The sequence below is a fragment of the Mycolicibacterium brisbanense genome (genome assembly GCF_001570425.1).
GTDB classification, from domain to species: domain Bacteria; phylum Actinomycetota; class Actinomycetes; order Mycobacteriales; family Mycobacteriaceae; genus Mycobacterium; species Mycobacterium brisbanense.
The window spans coordinates 1-21,628 of record NZ_BCSX01000016.1 but is presented as its reverse complement, the minus strand read 5'-3'; the positions used below and the strand labels follow the sequence as shown (position 1 = coordinate 21,628).

Sequence of the window (21,628 nt, the reverse complement as noted above, 5' to 3'; positions counted from 1 at the left end):
GCGATATGGACTGCGGGTCAGCCGATTTGGTCAACAGCGCAGACAGGTACATAGTGGCGGTTCTCGTTGCCTCCGGTCCATTTGTCACCACGCTGCTGCTGACGCTGTCGCGCACCCCGTCGAAGTTCTGCTCATGCTCTCGCTCGTCCCTCACGAGAGATTCAGGCCAAACGCTGACGAGCGACCTGTTCGACGACCAGGGGCAGGAATTCGCGCACGGTGTGACCGTCCAGGTCGGCGTAGATGCGCCTGACGACGTCGGCGACGGTACCGGAATCGACGTCCGGATAGGTGATCGAGAGCTGGGCGACAAGGTCTTTGATGACAACGAACTCTTCCGTCGCAACGACATGCTCGGCACCTGACTGCTGCACACCGATCCGGCAATCGTGGCGGTGTTCGGCGTCGAAGGCGTCGAAGGCGCACGCAATGTGGTCCGGCGTGGCATCCGGATGCTCTTGAGCCAACAGGTCGATCGACGCCCAGGTCGCGGGGCCCACCACCGTGGTGCGATCCGGCCGGTGACCGTGCACGATCGCCCTGTTGACCAACTCACGAAACGTCGCCGCTGCGACGTCACTGGACTCTTCGACCATGCTGACGACGGTACGTGCGCCACGTTACGTAAGCGTGCACGGAACGTGCCGATCATGATGAATGGTGCTCACGGACCGGCGAGCCGGCAGGCAGAGGGCCTCCTGCCGTAGGACTTTCGGACCATGCAATGCCGACTTAGCGCCCTAGTTCGATTACCGTGCCGGCAACGAATATTCATAGATGACGCGCGACGACTGGCTGATGATGGAACCCGCAGAAGACGGACCGCCCGCCCGGTTCCGCACGCGGCTGGCCGGGGCGGGTCGTCACCTTCCGGGCACGCGCCTGACCACCGAAGCCCTGATGTCGGCGACGCGGCACCGCACCCACATCGACCTTGAGCGCCTGACGGGTATCCGGGAACGCCGTGTGTCCATCGGTGACGAAGACTCGTTCACTCTCGCAACGGCGGCGGCCCGGGATTGCCTCGGAAAAGCCGGATGCGACGGGTCGGCGGTCGACGCCGTCATCAACTGCAGCATCACAAAATTCCGGGGCGGCCTCTCCCAGTGGATGGAACCGTCCATGAGCGGCATGGTCGCCCACGCAATCGGCGCCGACAATGCCATCACGTTCGACGTATCCAACGCCTGCGCGGGAATGCTCACCGGGGTCATGATCGCCAACAACTGGATCCGGCGTGGCACCATCCGTCGGGCATTGGTGGTCAGTGGCGAATACATCTCGCAGCTGGGCCAAAACGCTTCCAGACATGTCCGGACCATCATGAGCAAGGAGCTCGCGTCTCTGACACTCGGCGACGCCGGCGCCGCGCTGCTCCTCGAACGCACAGATGCCGACGCATCCGCCGGCATCATGCTGGCAGGGTTCACCACGGTGGCCGGTTACAGCAGGCTATGCCTGGCCTATCCGAAGGGGCATGAGTCCGGCGCCCGAATGTTCACCGACGCCAGGGGCATTCAGCAAGCCGCGATGTCAGACACTCCCCTGCTGCTGCACGAGGTGCTTGATTCAATGGATATCTCGATCCACGACATCGACCACGTCATCACCCACCAAACTTCCGCGCGAGCCATCCGCAAGGGGATGGCGAAGGTCGCCGCATCATTTGGCGATCGCCCCCGCCACGACGCCGTCATCACCGTCGACCGGTACGGCAACACCGCATCGACCACGCACACCGTCGCGCTGGTCGAAGAACTCGAAGCCGGGCACATCCAGGCCGGGGAAACGATCGCCCTGATCGCGCTGGCCTCTGGACTGGAGATCGGCATCGTCCTCCTGACCCTCGACGAGACAGTGGTGAATCACCATGGGCACAGTGATTGAAGCAACGGCCCTGGCCGCCGGCCGCCATTGGCGCGATCGGCACAGCGCGCTGAGACTCGCGGTGAAGGCAGCCAGAGATTGCCTGAACGAGGCGGGACGCGAAGCCTCTGAGGTCGACCTGCTGATCAATGCGGGCATCTACCGCGACCGCAATCTCGGCGAGCCCGCGCTGGCGGCGATGATCCAACAGGACATCGGTGCACATCCGGAGGACCCACGGCCCCAGGCGCACGGTACCTTCTCGTTCGACGTCGCCAACGGCTCCTGCGGAATCCTCACCGCGCTCCAGATTGTCGATGGCTTCCTGAGCACGCACGTGATCAATCGCGCGTTGATCGTGGCGAGTGACGCGAACCCAGGCCGCAGAATGAGTGAGAACTTCCCCTTCTCCCCCAGCGGAGCCGCGCTACTGTGCCGATGGTCCGACGACCAAGGCCTCGACACTGTGCACTGGGCGCGAATCCCGGACGACGGTGAGAGCTTCGGTGCCGGAGTAAGTCTCGTCAATCGACGTAATGTGCTCCGCATCGGACAGGGTCCCATGATGGACGAACGTTTCGCCGCTGCCGCCGCGCAAGCCGTGATTCAATGCGTCGGTGCGGCCTCACTCGACATGGCCGAGATCGCCGCGATTGTCGTCGCGCCTACTCGTAGCAGGTTCTGTTCCCTGCTTGCGGAACATCTCATGGTCCCCGAGGACATCATCATCGCCGCCGACGACGAGGACGCCCACACCGCAGCGCTGGCTGGGGCGTTCGAGTGCGCTGCCCGCCGCATCGTGCCCGGCAAGTACATCCTCATGGTGGCGGCGGGCGCCGGCGTCACGGCTGGGGCTGCGCTGTACCGGATGCCGTCCCTGACGCTGACAGCCGGCAGTGCTGTTGCCAGATAGCAACGGGCATCGTTCAGTATCTTGTCCACCAGACCTGGCATGGTGACGTTCAGCGATGGGCGGGCAACGGTTGTCGTGAGTGGGCTTACAGCCCCGTGGGATACGTCTCGGGCGTCTCTCCCTGTACCCACGTGCTGGTGACGTCCAGCGGCTCCAACGCACGCGTCCTGTCGATGTGAATGATCGCGTCGAACTGTTCGGATGGCCGCACGTGGTAGTAGTGGCTTTGTCGTTCGGTGGCCGGTAGATAGATCACCCCGATGGCACGGCCCAGCCGGACGACGTCGAGCGGTTCGGCCGCTGCCCTGCTGATCATGGCCGACACCAGGAATTCTGGCTCACCGGTCTCGTGGAACAGTTCCTCCACACTGCCGTTGAGGGCAGGCCTGACGACCTTGCGCTCGGCGATGGCGCCCCATTCGCTGGCCGCGGTGACGGTGCCGGTGTAGGTGGTGAACCCGATAGAGCGGGAGTCCTCGCCCCAGCGCTCGCGCACCAGCTGACCCAGGGTCAACTGGCCGTCGTTGCCGACTTCGGTAGCGCGCGCATCACCGACATGAGAGTTGTGTGCCCACACCACGATCCGGGCAGGAGAGCGGCCGTCGTGCCGGTCGAGGTGCGCCAACAGGGCCTGCAGTGTTTGCGCCATGTGCTGATCGCGCAAGTTCCACGACGTGACCCTGCCGCCGAACATCGCCCGGTAGTACACCTCAGCATTGCGGACTGTCTGCGCGTTCTGCTGGGCGTAGAAGAGCTCATCTTCGGCAAGCAGGCCGTCCCGGCGCGCATACTCGATCGCGTTGCGGTGGATCTCGACCAGTTGGTCGACTGCCTGGCGTTCGCACGACAGCCCAGCGCCGAACGCCGCGGCAAATCCATAGGCCTGCCCGTCGTCGGCGGATGTGTGGTCGAAACATGCGTAGCGTTCCCGAGCTCGCGCCGCCGCGACCGGATCGACATTTTCGAGGTACCTGATGACCTCCTGCATGGACCGGTGCAAGCTGTAGAGATCCAAACCGTAGAAGCCGGTTTGCCGTTCGCCGTCGGCCCTGCGGCGCCCGTTGTGCACATGCAGCCAGTCCACGAAGTCACGAACCACGACGTTGCGCCACATCCAGGCGGGGAAGCGTTCGAATCCGCTCAACGCCTGGGTTGCAGATCCGTCGTCGCCGAGTCCTCGGACATACCGGTTCACCCGGTAGGCGTCCGGCCAATCAGCCTCGGCGGCGACGGCGCAGAAGCCCTTGTTCTCGATCAGCCATTTGGTGATGTCAGCCCGCGCCTCGTAGAACTCGTGTGTGCCATGCGAGCTTTCACCGATCAACACGATCCGGGCGTCACCGATGATCTCCTCGAGGGCCTCGACCGGTGGTACGCCACCAGGGGCGTCGACGGCAACCCGCCGAACGGCCGCAGCGGGCGTCTCGGTGGCACGAAGTCGTTCGGAGGCACGGCCCGTGGTAGGCGCGGCGAGCAGTTCACGTACCTCTTCGTCGCTGACTTGCCGGAAATCCCAAAACGACTCACCGACCGCGACGAACGGAGTGGGCATGGAGGCGCACACCACGTCGTCGACCATGGCTTCGAACTCCCGGCAGGTGGACTCCGGCGCCGCAGGTACGGCAATGACGATTTCAGCGGGGTCGGATTCGCGCAACGCCTGCACCGCGGCGAACATGCTGGCGCCGGTCGCCAACCCGTCATCAACGAGGATGACCGTCTTGCCGGCCACGTCGACGCGAGGGCGGCCACCGCGATAGGCGGCTTCGCGACGGTGCAGCTCTCTGCCCTCGCGTTCGGCGATGGTGCGCAGTTGTTGTGGGGTGATTCGCAAGGCACGCAGCATGTCGTCGTTCACCACGACCCGGCCGTCTGCGGCCAGTGCGCCTACGGCGAATTCCTCGTGTCCCGGCGCGCCGAGCTTGCGGACGACGAAGGCGTCCAATGGTGCTCCGAGGGCAGCGGCTACTTCCCACGCAACCGGGATGCCACCGCGAGGTAACCCCAGAACGACGAGATCCTCTCGGCCTCGGTACGCGCTGAGCATGCCGGCCAGGACCTGTCCGGCCTCACGCCTATCCCGGAAGACATGCCGTGGCACCCCTCGGGTCAAGCCTCGTGAACGAGTCATGGTGCTACTCCGTCCGATCGGATTCTCGATTGTCTGGTGAGCCGATCGGCTACTTTGCCGACTCGATCGCGACGTGCTTGTCGCCGGTCTGCGGTTCCGCTACCGGGACCGTGATCGACAGGATGCCCTTGTCGTAACTCGCCTTGATCCCATCCTCGTCAGCGCCCGCGGGCAGCGTGAGGGACCGGGTGAACGATCCGTAAGAGAACTCGGAATGTCCGTTCGTCTCTTTCTTCTCGCTGCGCTCAGCCTTGATGGTCAGCACACCGTCGCGGACTGTGATGTCAACGTCTTTGGCCGGATCCACGCCGGGAATCTCGGCCCGTAGCTCATAGCTGCCGTCTTTCATCTCGTCCTCAACCCGCATCATGTGGCTACCGAAGGTCGGCCGCAGCGTCGCCCAGGACGGAAAGCCCTCGAACAAGTCGGCCAATTCTGGAAATCCGGACCGCGGACGATGGGGGGCGGGAAGCTTGTTCATGATTGCTCCTGTCGTTGATTGGATTCGTAGGCTCAATCGGACCACCGTGACACCTTCCTTACTAGGGACTGAAGTCCCAGGTCCCCGGGCCGTTTGTCGGCGGAGAAGTCGGGGCCCACTGGCCCTACCGGCCGACGCACGCAGGCGCGCATGGTCAAGGCATGAGTATCAACGTGATGCGCGGCGCGGTAGCCATCGCGCTGCTTTACGCGGCCAGACGCTTCTACCGCAATTGGGGCACCACGAAGGAAGAGTGCCAAATGCACGTACCGGGTGACGGTGTGATCAGCGAGCCAGCAGACGTTACGACGGAGGGCATCTGGATCGACGCCCCGCCGAGCGCAGTCTGGCCATGGTTGGTTCAAAGGTTGGTTCAGATGCGCCGGGACGGCGCCGGCTTCTATGCCTCGCAGGGACACCAGAAAACGGAGAGCACTCGTCCGGAATGGCAGCATCTCGCCGTGGGCGATACCGTACGCCTCACACCCGGCGATGCCGGATGCGTACTGTCGGTCGTGGAACTCCTTGAGCAGCAGGCGATAGTCCTTCGCACCAACCGCAGCGGCGCCTGGGACGCCACCTGCACGTTGCACCTGGTGCCGCACTGGCAAGACCGGTGCCGGCTACTCGTTCGTACCCGCATACGGCTGGCCCACCCGGGCGCGATAGTGATCACCGAACTTGTCGGAGCGCCAAGGGCCCTGGCCGTCCGACATTTTCTCAAAGGCATCAAGCAGCGCGCGGAGTCTGCCTACCAGGCCGAGGTCTCCTCCGAGGCATCCGACGCCGCTACGGAGATGGCGGCGCCGCATCAACTCCACTGATGCCTCTGCCACAGTCAGATTGGCTTATGCGTCTGCGGTCGAGCGATGAGCACTGGGCACATCGCGTGGTGGATCAGCGAGTGGCTGGTGGAGCCGAGGAACAAACCCGCCGCGTCGCCGCGGCCACGGCTACCCACCACGACCAGCCGGGCGTGCTGGCTTTGTCTGGCCAGGACCGCCGCCGGCTCCCCGGTCGTAACGACAGGACGCACGTGGACGTCAGGAAACTTCTTCTGCCATCCCGCCAGACGTTGAGCCAACAGACTCTCCTCCTGCGTATCAGGCGCCTCACCGGTCGTGTCGGGCGGCCGATACCCCCAGAAGATGTGGGACGGTGCGATGTCGTTCCAGACGTGTACGGCAATCAACTCAGCGCCGCGTAGCGATGCCTCCTCGAACGCCCACGCAGTCGCGTCTTCGGCATCAGCAGAACCGCCGATGCCCAACACGATCGGTCCATCGACCGACAGCGCGGAAGTACGTGTCACGACGAGGGGGCTGTGCCCTCGGGCCGCAAAACCCACCGACACCGATCCTGCCACCAGCCCCGAGAACGCGTTGAGTCCGGTGGAACCCAGGATGGTCAGAACGGCGTCTGCGGACAGTTCGACAAGAGCTGCCAGAGGATGGCCTGACACCCTGGACATCACAACCCGGACATCCGGATCGAGTGCGTGTGCGTGGTCACGGGCCTGGTGGAGGAACCTGAGCGCGTCCGCGTTGAGATGGTCGAAGAAACTCTCCGATGCGCCCGGATTGAATCCGACAGCGGCGCTGCTGTCGTCGACCGCGTGGGCCAAACGTATCGGCAGCTTCCGCAGCTGGGCTTCACTCACTGCCCAGGTCAGGGCATTCAGTGCCGACGAAGATCCGTCGATACCGACGAGAATGTAAGGGTGAGGAACTGATTCGGTCACGTTGCCCTCCGGGATGAGGTGGCTGAAGTCTCTGCCGTCAACGCTAGGCGAGCACCGCCCCGACTCGATATGGCCGAAAGTCCCGCGTGACCGGGACCTCGGTCTCGATCAACTCGCCGGAACCGCGAGCACCGGGCAGGGTGCAACTTGCAGCAGCCGTTGCGTGACGCTCCCCAGAAGGAGCCCCGCTATCGGCCCAAGCCCGCGTGTTCCAACCACGATGAGGTCCGCCCCCTCCTCCCTCGCGCTGTCGGCGGTGATGTGCGCGGCATGTCCCGCCGGCGCAGGGTGGGCCCGTAGCGATGCATCGATACCAGCCGACTTCAAGTCGTTCACCTGGCCTTGGATCTTTTGCTGAAGCTCGTCCTCGTCGAGATGGACGGGGCCGGCCCCGCGTCCCACGATTATCTCTTTCACGTGCACGACGACGACCCGCGACCGGCCGCTTTCGGCGAGCTTCCTGACGTAGTCGAGCGCAAGGTCAGCGTTGGCTGAACCATCTGTCGCCCAGACAATCACATCGAACATCGATTCCTCCTGGTGTGAGCGTTGCCCCATGGTTGTCGTTTCGCGCTAATCACTTACCTCGCCGGCGGTGACACCCTCCGGTTCAGGGCCGAAGGCGAATCGCCTGCCGGTGACTCGCAGCGGCCGGATGCGCACGTAGTGTTTTTTGGCCGTCGCCGTCCAGGGATACAGCGGCGCGCGCTCGGCCTCCTCGAATTCCTCGTCGGTACGCAGCGTTTGAGCAACGCCCTTGACGATCACACTCCAGCCGTCGGTGGCGACGTGATCGTCGGCTTCGAACAGCACGTGGTTGTTGATCGCGGCGCTGACCAGCTTGGTTCCCCCCGCGGTACGAAACAAAATGGTGCGGCGCTGCACGGCGAAATTCACCGGGAAAATTTCTGGCTCGCCGTCGACGCTCGTCACCAGCCGGCCCAGCGCCACGCCGGACAGCAGATCCCAGGATTCAGTGTCGGACAGAATGGAAATCGGTTGCGGTTCTTTGGACATGCCAAGGACGCTACTCAGGGAGCGGACTACTCCGACATGGCCGAAAGTCCCGAAACGTCAGACACCAACGGCACTTGCTCGACCGGGACTGTCGTGGTGCCGGGGAAACGGACCAGGGACCCCGGTGCCACGTGTTCGACCCGACCTCGGCATTCGATGGTGATTGGAGGTAGATCGCGCTGGCTCACACTGACCTCGGCCCCAAGGCCACTCACCCGGAGATACAGATGGTGACCGCGATAGTGGATCGGGAAACCCAAGGCACCGAGCGATTCCGGCCAGTGCGGGGACAGCACGATCCGGTTGGCGCGGGTTTCGAGTCCGGTGAAACAGCGCTGTATGAGGTCGACGCTGCCTGCCATCGCGGCGAGGTGTATCCCCTCGGACGTGGTGCCGCCCTGAATGTCGGCGACGTCGGATTTCAGCACATCTCGGAAGAACTCGACGGCACGATCGCGGTTGGCCCGGGCCAGAACCCAGGCGTTGACCACTGCGCTCAACGTGGATCCGTTCGACGTGCGGGCGATGTAGTAGTCGACCATCGCAGGGATACGTTCCGGCGAAAACTCATAATCGAGCCGGCCGAGCAACTCCCCCAGCTCATCTGATGACAAGAGATACAGCAGCATCAAGGCGTCAGCCTGCTTGGCGACCTGGTATCGATTGACGTCGTCACCCTCAGCTTCGAGAATGCGATCGAGGCGCTGAATGTTCCCGTATCTGGTCCGGTAGGACTCCCAATCCAGTTCTGCCAACTGATCGTAGCCTTGGAACTGACAGATCATGCCATCGTGGAACGGCACAAACATCCGACGGCTGACATGGTCCCATCGAGCGAGTTCTTGGTCTGTCAGACTGAGCTTTTCGCGCAGGTCGAGCCGGTTTGCCAATGGCATCGCCGCAAGCGCCTCGATGGCCCGAAGGATCGCCCACACCGCCATCACGTTGGTGTATGCGTTATCGTCGATTCCGTCCTGTGGTCTGTCTGGGTATCCCGAGTGAAACTCGTCGGGACCGATGACACCGTTGATGTGATACCGATTCTCGACAGCGTCGTACGTAGCTCTGCTGACCCAGAATCGGGCGATCTCGACCAGCATTTCAGCGCCATAGTCGATGAGATATGCGAGATCTCCGGTGACCTGATAGAACTGCCAGACGTTGTAGGCGACGGCAACACCGATGTGATGCGCGTGTTGGCTCGGGTCTACGCTCCACCGACCCGATCGCGGGTTGAGGTGTAACTCCGGACTCTCCTCACGTCCATCACTACCTGACTGCCACGGGAACATCGCACCCGAGAAACCGGCGATCCGCGCAGCACGGCGTGCCTCGGTGAGCCGACGGTAACGGTAACGCAGCAACGCCCGCGTGATCGTCGGGAAGTGCAGATTGAGGACCGGGAAGATCAGCAACTCATCCCAGAAGACATGGCCCCGGTAGGCCTCACCGTGCAAACCACGAGCGGGGATGCCGACGTCCAGATCCTCACTGTTGTACGAGACTGTCTGCAGCAAGTGCATCAAGTGCAGCCGCAATACCCGCAGTTCATCGACGTGGCCATCGAATTCGACATTCAACCGCTCCCAAATGTGCGACCAGACGAGTTCGTGGTCCCGCCGCAGCTCGACGAACCGTCCTTGCCGTTCCAATCGCCGCACTGCACTGCCTGACGCGTCGGAGGTCGCAACATCGCGACCCGTCACCAACACCACGGTCTTCTCGATTGACAACGACTGACCCATACCCAAGTCTGTACGGATCTCGTGGCCGATCTCGAATCCGTCCTCGATGAGCCGATACTTCGCCACGGCCGCGATCTCGTCACACCACACCGTGGTGTGCGCGGCAAGTGCGATAGGAATCTGCGACTGCTTGGTCTGGACCGTCAGAAGTACCGAATTATCGGTCAGCGGACGCATTTCCGGCGCTCGAAGATGGACGCCGGCCAGCTCACGATAACGTTCGACGCCGCTGTTGCAGACATTGGCGTCGAGTGTCGATCGCACCTCGATCGTCCCGGACCAGTCCTCTGCGCACACGACGGTTTCGAGGGCCGCGACATGAGCCTGGTTCATGGCGGCAAATCGATTCTGGGTGACGGACGTGGTTCGGCCGGCCCCATCCCGGAACCGAAGCTCCCGGGTCAGCACCGCGGCATGAAGATCGAGGGTCTGGCGGAACGAGAGCAGCGTAACGGTGTCGATGTCGAACCAGTCGCCGCCGTCGATGCGAAAAGTCAAAGGAAGCCAATTGGGAACATTCACCAGGCTTTCGTTCTCGGTCTTGGCGCCGGCGACCACGTCACCCAGCCGGTTGTACACGCCGGCGATATAGGTACCCGGGTAGTGGGTTCGACCGGCCCTCGATTCCGGTGCTGCGCCGCGTGTCGCGAAGTAGCCATTTCCCACCGTGCAGAGGGCCTCCCGTAGCTTCTCGTCCGCCGGTATGTACGAGTCGTAGGCAAATGTCCATGCCGGTCCCGAGTTGTTGCGCCTGTGCGCAAGCCAAGCGGCTCCACGTCGCAGGAAGTGGCCGACGTCGACGGGATCGTTCAGCCGGTACTGGGCGGCAGTCCGACGATCGCCGGCTTCGTCGTGGCAGACGATGACTCCCACTCCGTTGAGCCGAATCGCGTCGAAGACGTCTTCGTCGGTGAGGTCGTCGCCGATGTAGATGGGCAACACGTCGTCACCGTGGCAGATCCGATCGCGGATCCAGGTCAGTGCTGTGCCCTTGTCCCAGTGGATGTCTGGCCGCAATTCGACGACCATTCGGCCTCCGGTCACCCGCAAACCGCGTTCGTGCCCTTGCCGGTGCACGGCAGCAACAACCTCACTCACCCGCTCCGGTGCCACATTGCGGTAGTGAACCGCGACCGCATACCGCTTGTGTTCGACGCGCACACCGGACACACCCGACAGCTCGTCGTGCAAGGCCCCTGCCGCACGCTCGACGGTCGGAATCACTGCCAGCGCCGCCTCATTATGGTGCTGCTGCCCATCGGGTCCGACGAGTTCGAAACCGTGGCTGCCCGCGTACCACAGCCCTGGCACACCCACCCTGTTGCGGATATCAGCCAGGTCGCGGCCGCTGAGGACCGCGACCGGGCAATGTGTTGCCAAGTCGACCAGTGCTTCGGCGACACCGTCGACCAGCGTTGCCGCGTCCGGGTCCGCGACGATTTCGGAGAGGGTGCCGTCGAAGTCGAGACACATGAACGGCTGCCTGCCATCCACCACACCGGTCAGTTCGCCGTAGACGTCCGCCGCGTTCGGCAGCCCCGACATGCGCTTGTCGCCGGTCCGCACCGCCACGGCCGCCAGATCAGGGACCACGACATCCGCTCCCGCGCTGAGTAATTCCTCGGTGTCGCCGGTCCGGTCGACACCGATCACCAGCGCAAAGCCTCCGTTGCGGCCCGCTGTCACACCGGCTTGAGCGTCTTCGACGACCACGCAGCGTTCCGGACGTACTCGCAACCTGCCGACGGTCTCCCAGAGGACAGCCGGATCAGGCTTACCGGGCAGGTGGAGGGTGTCGGCGACCAGTCCGTCCACGCGGGTCGCGAACAGATCGCCGAGTCCGGCTGCCATGAGCACGTTTTCGCAATTCCGGCTGGACGAATATACGGCTGTGGCGACGCCGGCCTCGGCGAGTCTGCGGACCAACGCCACCGTCGACGGATAGGCCGACACCCCTCGCTTGATTCCTTCCAGGAAAAGTTGCTGCTTGCGATTCGCGAGACCACATACCGTGTCGTACCCGGCATCGTCCGGGTCACCGTTCGGCAGCGAGATACCGCGGGCGCGAAGAAAATCCGCGATGCCGGCGCGGCGTGGTTTGCCGTCCACGTACCGGCGGTAGTCCTGCGCGGTGAACGCCGAGTTATCCTCGCCGTCACGCGCGGCACGACGGGCGAAGAACTCGGCGAACATCCTCGTCCACGCCGCGGCGTGAATCGACGCGGTATCGGTGACCACGCCGTCGAGGTCGAAGATGACTCCGTCGTGCAGTCGCGGGTCGATCGTCACCGATGCGATCATCGCCGGTGTAGAGCCCCACTGCCGGACAGCGATGCGTCGACATCGCCGTCGCTCTCGTCCTCGAGCACCACCGGTTCATCGGCGATCGCGAAAAACCGTTCCACATCGGCCCGTATACACGGCTGGCTTCCCGGCGTCAGCAACTTGGACGCGCCGGCCGCGATCCCGTACCGCACAGCATCACTCAGCGTCCAGCCTCTACTCAGTCCCACGGTGATCGCCGCGACCATCGCGTCACCCGCACCGACACCGCTGATGACCGTCCGCATCGGAATCGCCGCGAACCACAGGGCCTGGGCCGCCGTGATCAACATGGCGCCGTCAGGGCCCAGGGACACCACGACAGCCTGCGCCTGACCACACGCGACGATGTCACGAGCAGCGGCAATCTGTTCGGATCTGGTGGCCAGTTCGCGCCCGGCATACTCCCGGAGTTCGCGCACACTGGCCTTCAAAAGGAACACACCAGCGGTGAAATGGCGTAGTCCGCAGCCCGAGGTGTCCAGTACCAGCCGCGCACCGGCTTCTGCGCACACGAGGGCAACCTGCTGATAGAAGTTCTCGGCAGCACCGGGAGGAAGACTGCCGCTGGCCACCACGAAGCCGGCCGATGCAGCCTGGTGCCGCAGTTCTCGCAAACAGCGCTGCTGATCGACGAACGACAACGACGGCCCCGGCAGCACGAACCGATACTGCAGACCGGTGTTTGTCTCGTTGACCGTGAAGCTCTCCCGCGTCGCACCGTCGATCGCAATGCGCCGGACCGGCACGCCATCGCGCAGGAGAAGCCCGGTCAACAGGTCACCGGACGAGCCGCCAGCGGGGTATACCGCGCAGACCGCAGCACCGAGTTCATGTGCCACCTTGGCGACATTGATTCCACCGCCGCCTGCGTCGTAATGAGGATCAGAGCACCGGATCTTGTCGGTGGGGCGCACCGCCTCAGCCGAACTGGTGATATCGAGCGCTGGATTCGGCGTCAACGTGATGATCGCCGGTGGCTGTGTCCGCTCCATACCGTTGATCCGACTACGCGGTCGGGCTCCGCGCTAGGGACCGAAGTCCCACATCGGCACATCGACGACTTTGAGGACTTTGTGCCTGGCCCGCCGGTGACTTTCAGCTCACCGGTTGCGGTCCTCGGGCGCTACGCCATGCCGTGCCCGATGTCAAAAGCTGTTTGCATGCAACGTGACAACTACGTCCGCCCCATCTCGACACTGCGCATCACCGACGCCGAAGAAGCCGGCGGCAAGGGTGCCAACATGGGCGAGCTGGTCGCCGCGAACCTTCCCGTGCCACCCGGATTCGTCCTGTTGCGAGACTGCTACCGCGAGTCCATGAACTCAGGCGGGGTGGCTGACCAACTCAGCACCCTGCACCGTGACGCAATGAAATGCGCCGCGGATACCACCCGCCTGCACGAGATGTGCAGCCACATGCAGGACCTGGTCCGCAAGGCCGGTGTCGCCGACGTCGTCCGCGAGCTCCTCGTCGAGGCGTACCACACCCTGGGGCCCGGCGTCGTTGTCGCCGTGCGGTCCTCGGCAACCGGCGAAGACGGCCGGGACGCATCCTTCGCGGGCATGAACGCCACCATCACGAACGTGAGCGGTGACGACAGTTTGGTCGATGCGGTATTGCGGTGCTGGATGTCATTGTTCAGCCCACGCGTGATCACCTACCGCGCAGGCCGCGGTTTCACCACCGACCCCGCCATGGCCGTGGTGGTGCAACAGATGGTCGATTCCGAAAAGGCCGGGGTCGCATTCACAGCCGATCCCAGTACCGGCGCACTCGACCGGGTGGTCATCGAAGGCGCTTTCGGTCTCGGGGAAGTCGTCGTGTCAGGGGCGGTCGAGCCCGATACGTACATCGTGTCCAAGGAAACGCTCGAGCCCCTCGACATCCGGGTCGGCCACAAGAACTTCAAGATCGTGCGGAGTGAGGACGGGCTCGATCGTAGTGTCGATCTCGACGCCCAGCTGGCAGACGCCCGCGTCCTCAGCGACGACGAGTTGCGGTCGATCGCCGACCTGGCCATCGCAACCGAACGGCACAACGGCTGCCCGCAGGACACCGAGTGGGCGATCAGCGACGGCAAAACGTATCTGGTGCAAGCCCGTCCGATCACGACACTGCCCACCGCGGCACCTGACCCGCACGCAGTTCTCGTCCGCGGCCTGGCCGCCGCCCCCGGCACGGTCGCGGGCAGGGTGCGTGTCCTGCAGTCCCCCGATGAAGGAAGCCAGCTGCTCGAGGGCGAGGTTCTGGTCGCGCCGATGACCAACCCTGACTGGCTGCCCACCATGCGCCGCGCCGCGGCGTTGGTGACCGACACCGGTGGAATGACCTGCCATTCGGCGATCGTGGCCCGCGAGCTGGGGATTCCATGCCTGGTCGGTGCACGTACCGCCACCCGCGACCTCCACGACGGCACAACGGTGACGGTGGACGGAACGCGCGGCCTGGTGCTGTCCGGACGCGTCGACGTCAAGACCACCGTGGTGACCGACCGTCCCCTCGTCGCCGCACCGACCATCGAAGTCACAGGTACCCGGATCTACGCCAATCTCGCCATGCCTGACACCGCGGAAGCCGTTGCCGCACAGGGGTTTGACGGTGTCGGCCTGTTACGGGCCGAGTTCATGCTGACCGACGCGCTGAACGGCCGCCATCCGCGCGACATGATCGCGCACGGCGAGCAGGAGTCCTTCATCGAAAAGATGGCCGCATCGGTCGGCCGCATCGCCTCCGCATTCGCACCCCGGCCGGTCATCTACCGTGCCACCGACTTTCGCAGCAACGAGTTCCGCGGGCTTACCGGCGGCGCGACCTATGAACCGGTCGAGCACAATCCGATGATCGGCTACCGCGGCTGCTACCGGTACGTCAGGGAGCCCGACCTGTTCGCGCTGGAACTGCAAGCGTTGGCGCGGGTACGGTCCCAATCCCCCAACGTGCACCTGATGATTCCGTTCGTGCGCACGCGCTGGGAGCTTGAGGAGTGCCTGCAACTGGTGGATGCGAGTCCGCTGGGACGGCACCGGGGCCTGCACCGCTGGGTGATGGCCGAAGTCCCCTCCGTCGTCCATTGGCTCCCCGAGTACATCGGGTTGGGGATCGACGGCGTGTCCATCGGCAGCAACGACCTGACCCAGCTGATGCTGGGCGTCGACCGCGACTCAGACGTGTGCGCGGAACTGTTCGATGAGTCCGATCCCGCGGTTCTCGACGCCATCGGTCAAATCATCAGCACTGCACGCAAGTTCGGCATCACGTCGTCATTGTGCGGACAGGCGCCGTCGACCGATCCGACGTTCGCCGAGCATCTTGTCCGAATGGGCATCACATCGGTATCGGTGAACCCGGATGCGCTGGCGGCCACCCGCCGCGTGGTGGCGGCAGCGGAACGGCGCCTGCTGCTCGATGCGGCGCGGTGACTCTCGGCACCAGCACGGGGACTTTGGACTCCATCACAGCGCATTGCCCTAGCCATAGCGTCGTCATCAGACCAGCGGATCGGAGAGCATCATGTTTGACAGTCGCACGGCGAAACCCGTCGTCGTCGGTATCGACGGCTCCGCCACCTCCATCGCGGCAGCAGAGTGGGGCATCAAGGAAGCGATCGCCCGCGATGTGCCGCTGAGGCTCATATGCGTCATGAAGTCGAAGCACCCATCCAGCGACGACTACTACCGCGATATCCATCACGCCGAAGAGTCGCTCCGATTTGCCCAGGCCGCAGTGGACGCTGCTGGGACCTTTGTCAAGACCGAGACGGCAATTCTCGAGGGTCCGCCCGCGGCCGTCCTTGTCGAGGAGTCACGTGACGCAGCCCTGGTCTGCGTCGGTTCCGTCGGAATCGGGCAGTACGCACGGTCGATCCTCGGTTCCACGGCAGCCGAGCTTGCTGAAAAAGCATGCTGCCCTGTGGCAGTCATCCGCCCCCGCGGCTTCCCGTCCTCGCACGACATCGACTGGATCGTGGTGGCTGTGACCGACAAGCCCGACAGCGATGCTGTCGTCGAGACCGCCCTCACCGAGGCTGAATTGCGACGGGCGCCGGTTCTCATGTTGGGTAACCGCGACGGCCTAGAGCAGCGGGCGAAACAATGCGGCCAACGGCATCCTGGTGTGCACATCTATCCGATCACCGAAGGCGCCTGTGTTGCCGGGTTCCTCAAGAAACACGACGAACGGGTGCAGCTCGCCGTGATCGGCGCTACCGAAGCCGGCCAGCTTGCCCACATCATCGGCCCCCACGGCCACCGGCTCTTCAACCACACCCAGTCATCGACACTGATCGTGCGCTGATGGGAGTTGATCATGCCGAAATGCCCCAATGGCCACCGCAATCCCAAGAATCAACAGCTGTGCGGACAGTGTGATGCACTGATCGTCCCGGCCGCAGTGCAACATTCGACGGGCGGCATCGCCGGACGCTACGTCCTGCCGGTCAGTGTTGCGACTTCGGTGCTGCTGGCCGCGGCGTTGGGTTTCTCGGTGACAGACCGCGCGGCGCGAGAAGCGCCCGCCACCGACCTCCACGCCTCGACCCAGCATTGGTGGCTGGCGGCACACACTCCCGTCGATGAGCTCCGAAATGTCCTGTTGGACACCCGCTCTGCACTTCAGCGTCAGGACGCAGCCACGCTGGGCACCGATTGTCACAAGATGCACGATGCGGCGGTGGTGCGGTTGCGGGCACAACTGCCGGCGCCGGATCCGCAGTTGACGGCTGAGCTCGATGCCGCCATCAACGACGCCCACGACGCGGCACATATGTGCCTCGCAGCGATCGACGGATCACAGAACAACTACAGCGGTGAGTTCAGATCGGCCCTCGACCAGGCGGACCGCAACCTCACCGCAGCCCTGGTATCGGTCAACAACAGTCTGTCCGCGGCTTGATCAGCCCTCGGCACGCTGCGGTCCTAAGCCCCGTGGTCCTACCCCGCAACCGACCAGCCGAGCAACCCCTTCTTCGATACCCCGTGCGATCTCGTCGACGTCCCCGCAGGTGTCGTAGTCGGCCGTGATACCGAATATGAGATCGTCGGCATAGCTGAGAATCGCGATGCCGGTTCGCAATTGGAGCGCGATCGGGGGTATGGGCACCAGCTGTATCACATCTCTGCCCATGACCCGCAGATGTTTGCGTGGCCCAGGCACATTGGTGGCGACAGTCACGACGCCGCGTTGCGGAAGTCTCAACAACGTCCTCACCGTCCAAGCTGTCAGCGGGAACGGCGTGACATTGACCAGATCGACGAACCAGGTGCCTGCTTGACGTTGACCAGTCACCTTGGACCGCATCAGCCGCTCGTGAACCGACCGGAGCTGCTCGAGTGGGTCGTCCTTGTCGACCGGGAGGAACGGCAGCATCGCCGAAACCCGATTGTCGGTCACCCCGAGCGCGTCGTTGCCCCGCACCGATACCGGCACCAAAGTCCTCAGCGTGGTGCGGCGGGGCTTTTCACCCCTACGCACCAACGCGGCTCGGTAGCTATGCGTGATCGCCGCCAGCGCCACATCGTTGAGCGTTACGTCGAATTCGCGGCATACCTTGCGCACATCAGAGAGATTCACTCTCGCAGCACTGAACCGCCGCATCGTGGTCACGGGTCCGGTCAGTGATGACTGCGCGGCCGGGCTCAACAGTCCGGCGGCGAGTTCGACCGCCCCGCCCATCGCCCCGGAGACTGTCCTGGCCGTCCTCTCAGCAAGGTGCCATACGCCATCGGCCCAACCCAACGGATTCAGACCGATCTTCGTCCAGTCGAACTCCCGGCGCGGCGGATCCGTGGCGGCGCGTATCGCGCTGGCGAACGTGTCGCCCGTGCCTTCGTCGCTCAATCCTGACAAGATCTGCACCGTCGCAATGCCATCGGCGATGCAGTGATGAAGCTTCATCAGCATCGCCCATCGGTCGTCAGCGAGACCCTCCACAATCCAGCACTCCCACAGCGGCCTGTCACGGTCGAGGCGCTTCTCCATGGCGTCGGCGACAAAACGGAACAGTGCTTCATCGTCCCCGCCATTCGGCAGCGCCGCGCGGTGGATGTGGTGGGAGGGATCGAGGTTGGGATCCTCGGCCCAGACGGGCGGGCCGAGATCCAACAAATGGGTGTGGAGCACCTGCCTGAGCCGCGGAACAGCCAGTATCCGTTCTCCGATTGCCGCGACCATGGTGTCGAAATCCGGCATCGGTCCCTCGATGATCGCAAGACCTCCGACCGCGAGGCTGACGTGTCGATCCGAATCCTCGGCCTCAAGGAAAGCAGCTGCAAATGACGACAAGTGCTCCATGAGACGACTGTGCGCCTCCCCACCGGCACGCGTGAAGGGACCGAGGTCACCTACCTACCGGGACCAGGTCCTCTACTGAGTTTCGTCGCGTTGCTCGGCCCCACTGGTCGTCATTTTGGCCCCAGCTGGCACACCGTTCAGGGACCAGGCCGACGGACCAGGGGTAGGAAAAGGTCGTCGACGATCGCGTGGATTCGCTTGGGCTTGAGGGGTTTCAGGTCCATCAGCAGGTCGTGGCGTACCAGGTCGAACGGCATCGCGAGGACCGCGGCCGGGATCTGGTGTCGGTCGATCTCGCCGCGATCGTGGGCACGCTGGTAAATCGTGTGGATAAGCGCGAGTCGTTGCTCGCCCAGAATCCGGTCGCGAACTTGGGTGGGAGTGAGTCCGCTACCGGCCATCAGGCCGGAGAAGGCGGTGGCCGCGGTGATGGCGAAGAACGCTGCACGGGCCCGGCCCATGCCGGTGAGCGCGGCGATCAGATCGCCGCGCAGGCTGCCGGTGTCGGGAGCCTCGACCGGGTGGCTGGTTCGGTAATGCTCAAGTGCGGCAAGTGCCAGCTCGTCTTTGTTGGCCCACCGGCGGTACAGAACGGCGACCCCGGTGTTGGCTCGGGCGGCGACAGATTCCATCGTCAGCTTCGCGAAGCCGGTCTCGACCAGTTCGTCAAACGCTGCCTCCAGCAGCGCGGCCTCGAGTTCCGGCCCGCGTCTGCGTTGGCGGGTGTGGGCGGTAACCACCGTCCCAGCATAGGGAAGGTTTGCGTTCCTTGTGAAGTCGCCATACTCTCCATAAGAAATTTTTTCGTATCTTATTGACCCACCGACGGGTCGGTGGCCGCAACCATGGAAAGGCAAGGGCGATCATGGGTATCGCACATGAGCCTGGTCAGCGTTCGACGTTTTCACTGATACGGTGATGAACTCCATGACCCGCGCAATGCTCGGCCGGGTGTACACAGGCGCGGCGGACACTGGCGAGACGTTGACGACGATCGATCGGATCACCGACGGCGACCTGGCCTCCTGGGCGCGCGAGTGGGAGGCGACAGCCGGCCGCGTCGGCACGATCGGCGAGAGCTGCGTGCGGGCCACCGCATCAGCGGCCGTGCCGCGCTGGTGCGCGCCGCCACCTACTACGCGGCGTGCGTGGTGGTGGCCGACGGCTGCGCCGAACCCGACCTCGTGCGGGCACGTACGTTCGCCGCCTATCGCCGGTGCTGGGAACAGTACCTCGGCCTCCTGGACAATCCGCCTGAGCCACTGGACATCCCCTACGAGGGCACCACGATGCCCGGCTGGTTCTTCCCCGCCCGCGGCGAGGGGCCGAAACCGACACTGGTGATGGTCAACGGTGCGGATGGAGCGGCGAGTTACCTGTATCCCGGTTACGGCTCCGAGGCCTCGGCGCGCGGCTACCACGTGGTGCTGTTCGACGGGCCCGGGCAGCAGCGCATGCTGTTCGAACGGGGCATCGGATTTCGGCCCGATTTTGAACACGTTCTGACGCCGGTCGTTGACGCAACGCTGCAGCTCCCGGATGTGGACCCGCAGCGCCTCGGCCTGTATGCGGTCAGCCAGGGCGGATATTGGGCCCCGCGCGCCCTGGCCTTCGAGCACCGCTTCGCGGCCGCGGTCATCGACGACGGGGTAGTCGACGTCGCCGAAGCCTGGCACGCGATGCTGTCACCCGAGCTGAGCGAGCTGCTCGCCAGCGGCGCTCGGGACGCCTTCGACGCAGCGATCGAGCGGCTACCGGCCAGTGCCAAGCGGATATTCACCTGGCGAGCCAAGCCCTACGGCTGCACTAGCTTTTTCGATACCTTCGATGAGGTCGCCCGCTACCAGATCACACCCGAACTCGCCGCGCAGATCACCACGCCGGTACTGATCGCCGACCCCGACGACGAAGGCTACTTCGCCGGCCAGCCCCAGAGGCTCTATGACATGATCCCCGGCGAGAAGACCTTGGTCCGCTTCACCGCCGCCGAAGGCGCTGCCGGGCACTGCGAGCCGATGGCTCGTTCGCTGGCCGCGCAACGGTTCTTCGACTACCTCGACGACCACCTCAACCCGGCTGACAGGTAAAGCGCCTGACGCGTTGCTGATCCACGAGATCGGCGTTTACGCAGATCTATTCGTGCAAATCCGGACCTAGCCCAAAAGACGTGTTTTAGCGTCGCGTTCGGTGTGATGAGCGTTTGGCTGCCGGATTACCGGCGCCCAGAACTTGTCGGACCTGACTGCAATAATGAGTTCATGTCCTCGGACGCAACACCTTTCAACACTGACGCGGTAAGCCCCGCCCAGCGGCTTGAGGTGTTGATCGCGGAACTGTCCGAACTGGTCGGTCAACGCAACGCCATCGACGGACGCATCGTCGACATCGTCGCCGAGATGGACCGCGACGAACTGTGCGGCGCCACCGGCGCGCGCTCAATCGCGGGCTTGGTGGCGTGGAAAACCGGCATCACCCCACACAACGCCGACACCGTCGTGACGGTCGCCCGACGCGCCGAAGAATTCCCTCTCTGCACCCAAGCCCTCCGCGAAGGCCGCCTGTCACTCGACCAGGTCGGCGTGATCGCCGAACGAGCCGCCGACGGATCCGACGCCCACTACGCCGAACTCGCCGCTGTCGCAACGGTGGCCCAGTTGCGCACCGCCGTGAAACTCGCACCCCGCCCCGAACCAGAACCAGAAGCCGAACCAGCACCCGAACCCGAACCTGTGCCGGAGCCGGAGCGGTCGTTCACGCGAGAGGTGCACGACGACTCCACGACCTACAAAATCACCCTGCCGCGGTTGGAAGCAGAGGAATTCGACGCCGGAATGGCCTCGCACCGCGACGCGTCGATCGCCGAATGGAAACGCCACCACGAAACCGGTGACCACGACGCAGCCGAGGACACAACCGAGCAGGCGCCGCCGTTCCCCACCACCGTCGATGCATTCATGAGCTTGATCGAGGCGGGTTGGGATGCCGACGTCGCACGCCGCCCCCACGGACAACGCACCACCGTGGTCGTCCACCTCGACCTCGACAAACACGGCGACAAACCCGTCGCGGCCCTGCATCTGGGCCCGGTGCTCAGCGACGAGGAACGCCGCTACCTATCCTG

The 21,628-nt window shown here is 64.2% G+C and carries 18 protein-coding genes; 8 read left to right on the top strand and 10 right to left on the bottom strand.

The genetic code is table 11. From position 1 onward, the window contains the following. Nucleotides 1-161 precede the first annotated feature (161 nt). Nucleotides 162-596, bottom strand: coding sequence for a three-helix bundle dimerization domain-containing protein (locus RMCB_RS06315; protein WP_063979586.1), 435 nt, complete (start codon nt 594-596; stop codon nt 162-164). A 181-nt stretch (nt 597-777) separates the two neighbouring features. On the opposite strand from RMCB_RS06315, the gene RMCB_RS06310 reads away from it, so the two are divergent. Together RMCB_RS06310 and RMCB_RS06305 are read left to right on the top strand one after the other, a co-directional pair. Next, entirely contained in the window at nt 778-1,887 is a 1,110-nt protein-coding gene (locus tag RMCB_RS06310) for a 3-oxoacyl-ACP synthase III family protein (RefSeq protein ID WP_062828106.1), read from the top strand. Next, nucleotides 1,871-2,779, top strand: coding sequence for a 3-oxoacyl-[acyl-carrier-protein] synthase III C-terminal domain-containing protein (locus RMCB_RS06305; protein ID WP_062828105.1), 909 nt, complete (start codon nt 1,871-1,873; stop codon nt 2,777-2,779). The genes RMCB_RS06310 and RMCB_RS06305 overlap by 17 nt, the downstream gene beginning before the upstream one ends. Before the next feature lie 85 nt (nt 2,780-2,864). Here RMCB_RS06305 and RMCB_RS06300 read toward each other — a convergent pair whose 3' ends face one another. Next, complete coding sequence (locus RMCB_RS06300; RefSeq protein WP_062828104.1) at nt 2,865-4,910, bottom strand: erythromycin esterase family protein; 2,046 nt, start codon at nt 4,908-4,910, stop codon at nt 2,865-2,867. Between the two features lie 49 nt (nt 4,911-4,959). Then, nucleotides 4,960-5,391: an Hsp20/alpha crystallin family protein gene (locus RMCB_RS06295; protein WP_062828103.1), complete on the bottom strand. Its 432-nt coding sequence runs from the start codon at nt 5,389-5,391 to the stop codon at nt 4,960-4,962. Nucleotides 5,392-5,552: 161 nt separating this feature from the next. On the opposite strand from RMCB_RS06295, the gene RMCB_RS06290 reads away from it, so the two are divergent. Further along, nucleotides 5,553-6,215 carry a hypothetical protein gene (locus tag RMCB_RS06290; protein ID WP_062828102.1) on the top strand — a complete coding sequence of 221 codons (663 nt, stop codon included), beginning with the start codon at nt 5,553-5,555 and terminating at the stop codon, nt 6,213-6,215. 14 nt (nt 6,216-6,229) lie between these two features. Here the strand turns inward: RMCB_RS06290 and RMCB_RS06285 are convergent, their stop codons facing one another. From RMCB_RS06285 to RMCB_RS06265, 5 genes are all read right to left on the bottom strand, one after another. Then, nucleotides 6,230-7,132 carry a universal stress protein gene (locus tag RMCB_RS06285; RefSeq protein WP_062828101.1) on the bottom strand — a complete coding sequence of 301 codons (903 nt, stop codon included), beginning with the start codon at nt 7,130-7,132 and terminating at the stop codon, nt 6,230-6,232. A 108-nt stretch (nt 7,133-7,240) separates the two neighbouring features. Continuing rightward, nucleotides 7,241-7,660, bottom strand: coding sequence for a universal stress protein (locus tag RMCB_RS06280; protein WP_165606257.1), 420 nt, complete (start codon nt 7,658-7,660; stop codon nt 7,241-7,243). Nucleotides 7,661-7,705: 45 nt separating this feature from the next. Next, nucleotides 7,706-8,149, bottom strand: coding sequence for a pyridoxamine 5'-phosphate oxidase family protein (locus tag RMCB_RS06275; protein ID WP_062828099.1), 444 nt, complete (start codon nt 8,147-8,149; stop codon nt 7,706-7,708). A 26-nt stretch (nt 8,150-8,175) separates the two neighbouring features. Beyond that, on the bottom strand, nt 8,176-12,195 hold the full coding sequence (gene otsB / locus RMCB_RS06270) for a trehalose-phosphatase (RefSeq protein WP_084388384.1): 4,020 nt from the start codon (nt 12,193-12,195) through the stop codon (nt 8,176-8,178). Beyond that, nucleotides 12,192-13,211: a 1-phosphofructokinase family hexose kinase gene (locus tag RMCB_RS06265; protein ID WP_062828098.1), complete on the bottom strand. Its 1,020-nt coding sequence runs from the start codon at nt 13,209-13,211 to the stop codon at nt 12,192-12,194. The genes otsB and RMCB_RS06265 overlap by 4 nt, the downstream gene beginning before the upstream one ends. A 168-nt stretch (nt 13,212-13,379) precedes the next feature. Here RMCB_RS06265 and ppsA point away from each other — a divergent pair, with 168 nt between their 5' ends. The 3 genes from ppsA (at nt 13,380) to RMCB_RS06250 (ending at nt 17,109) form a co-directional block, all read left to right on the top strand. Next, nucleotides 13,380-15,638 (top strand): phosphoenolpyruvate synthase, encoded by a 2,259-nt coding sequence (gene ppsA, locus RMCB_RS06260; protein WP_084388383.1) that lies wholly within the window; start codon nt 13,380-13,382, stop codon nt 15,636-15,638. Nucleotides 15,639-15,729: 91 nt separating this feature from the next. Continuing rightward, entirely contained in the window at nt 15,730-16,512 is a 783-nt protein-coding gene (locus RMCB_RS06255; RefSeq protein WP_062828097.1) for a universal stress protein, read from the top strand. A 12-nt stretch (nt 16,513-16,524) separates the two neighbouring features. After that, nucleotides 16,525-17,109 carry a hypothetical protein gene (locus RMCB_RS06250; RefSeq protein ID WP_084388382.1) on the top strand — a complete coding sequence of 195 codons (585 nt, stop codon included), beginning with the start codon at nt 16,525-16,527 and terminating at the stop codon, nt 17,107-17,109. Here the strand turns inward: RMCB_RS06250 and RMCB_RS06245 are convergent, their stop codons facing one another. After that, nucleotides 17,110-18,507, bottom strand: coding sequence for a WS/DGAT/MGAT family O-acyltransferase (locus RMCB_RS06245; RefSeq protein ID WP_062828096.1), 1,398 nt, complete (start codon nt 18,505-18,507; stop codon nt 17,110-17,112). 137 nt (nt 18,508-18,644) lie between these two features. Further along, on the bottom strand, nt 18,645-19,247 hold the full coding sequence (locus tag RMCB_RS06240) for a TetR/AcrR family transcriptional regulator (protein WP_062828095.1): 603 nt from the start codon (nt 19,245-19,247) through the stop codon (nt 18,645-18,647). A 297-nt stretch (nt 19,248-19,544) separates the two neighbouring features. Between RMCB_RS06240 and RMCB_RS06235 the strand changes: the two genes are divergently transcribed. Together RMCB_RS06235 and RMCB_RS06230 are read left to right on the top strand one after the other, a co-directional pair. Next, nucleotides 19,545-20,594 carry an alpha/beta hydrolase family protein gene (locus RMCB_RS06235; RefSeq protein ID WP_062828094.1) on the top strand — a complete coding sequence of 350 codons (1,050 nt, stop codon included), beginning with the start codon at nt 19,545-19,547 and terminating at the stop codon, nt 20,592-20,594. A gap of 171 nt (nt 20,595-20,765) precedes the next feature. Further along, nucleotides 20,766-21,628, top strand: an 863-nt coding sequence (locus tag RMCB_RS06230) for a DUF222 domain-containing protein (protein WP_131805495.1), incomplete at its 3' end; no start/stop codon positions are given.

Coding starts and splice junctions, on each gene's coding strand:
- RMCB_RS06315 (WP_063979586.1), bottom strand. CDS start 596: ATGGTCGAAGAGTCCAGTGACGTCGCAGCGGCGACGTTTCGTGAGTTG.
- RMCB_RS06310 (WP_062828106.1), top strand. CDS start 778: ATGACGCGCGACGACTGGCTGATGATGGAACCCGCAGAAGACGGACCG.
- RMCB_RS06305 (WP_062828105.1), top strand. CDS start 1,871: ATGGGCACAGTGATTGAAGCAACGGCCCTGGCCGCCGGCCGCCATTGG.
- RMCB_RS06300 (WP_062828104.1), bottom strand. CDS start 4,910: ATGACTCGTTCACGAGGCTTGACCCGAGGGGTGCCACGGCATGTCTTC.
- RMCB_RS06295 (WP_062828103.1), bottom strand. CDS start 5,391: ATGAACAAGCTTCCCGCCCCCCATCGTCCGCGGTCCGGATTTCCAGAA.
- RMCB_RS06290 (WP_062828102.1), top strand. CDS start 5,553: ATGAGTATCAACGTGATGCGCGGCGCGGTAGCCATCGCGCTGCTTTAC.
- RMCB_RS06280 (WP_165606257.1), bottom strand. CDS start 7,660: ATGTTCGATGTGATTGTCTGGGCGACAGATGGTTCAGCCAACGCTGAC.
- RMCB_RS06275 (WP_062828099.1), bottom strand. CDS start 8,149: ATGTCCAAAGAACCGCAACCGATTTCCATTCTGTCCGACACTGAATCC.
- otsB (WP_084388384.1), bottom strand. CDS start 12,195: ATGATCGCATCGGTGACGATCGACCCGCGACTGCACGACGGAGTCATC.
- RMCB_RS06265 (WP_062828098.1), bottom strand. CDS start 13,211: ATGGAGCGGACACAGCCACCGGCGATCATCACGTTGACGCCGAATCCA.
- ppsA (WP_084388383.1), top strand. CDS start 13,380: ATGCAACGTGACAACTACGTCCGCCCCATCTCGACACTGCGCATCACC.
- RMCB_RS06255 (WP_062828097.1), top strand. CDS start 15,730: ATGTTTGACAGTCGCACGGCGAAACCCGTCGTCGTCGGTATCGACGGC.
- RMCB_RS06250 (WP_084388382.1), top strand. CDS start 16,525: ATGCCGAAATGCCCCAATGGCCACCGCAATCCCAAGAATCAACAGCTG.
- RMCB_RS06245 (WP_062828096.1), bottom strand. CDS start 18,507: ATGGAGCACTTGTCGTCATTTGCAGCTGCTTTCCTTGAGGCCGAGGAT.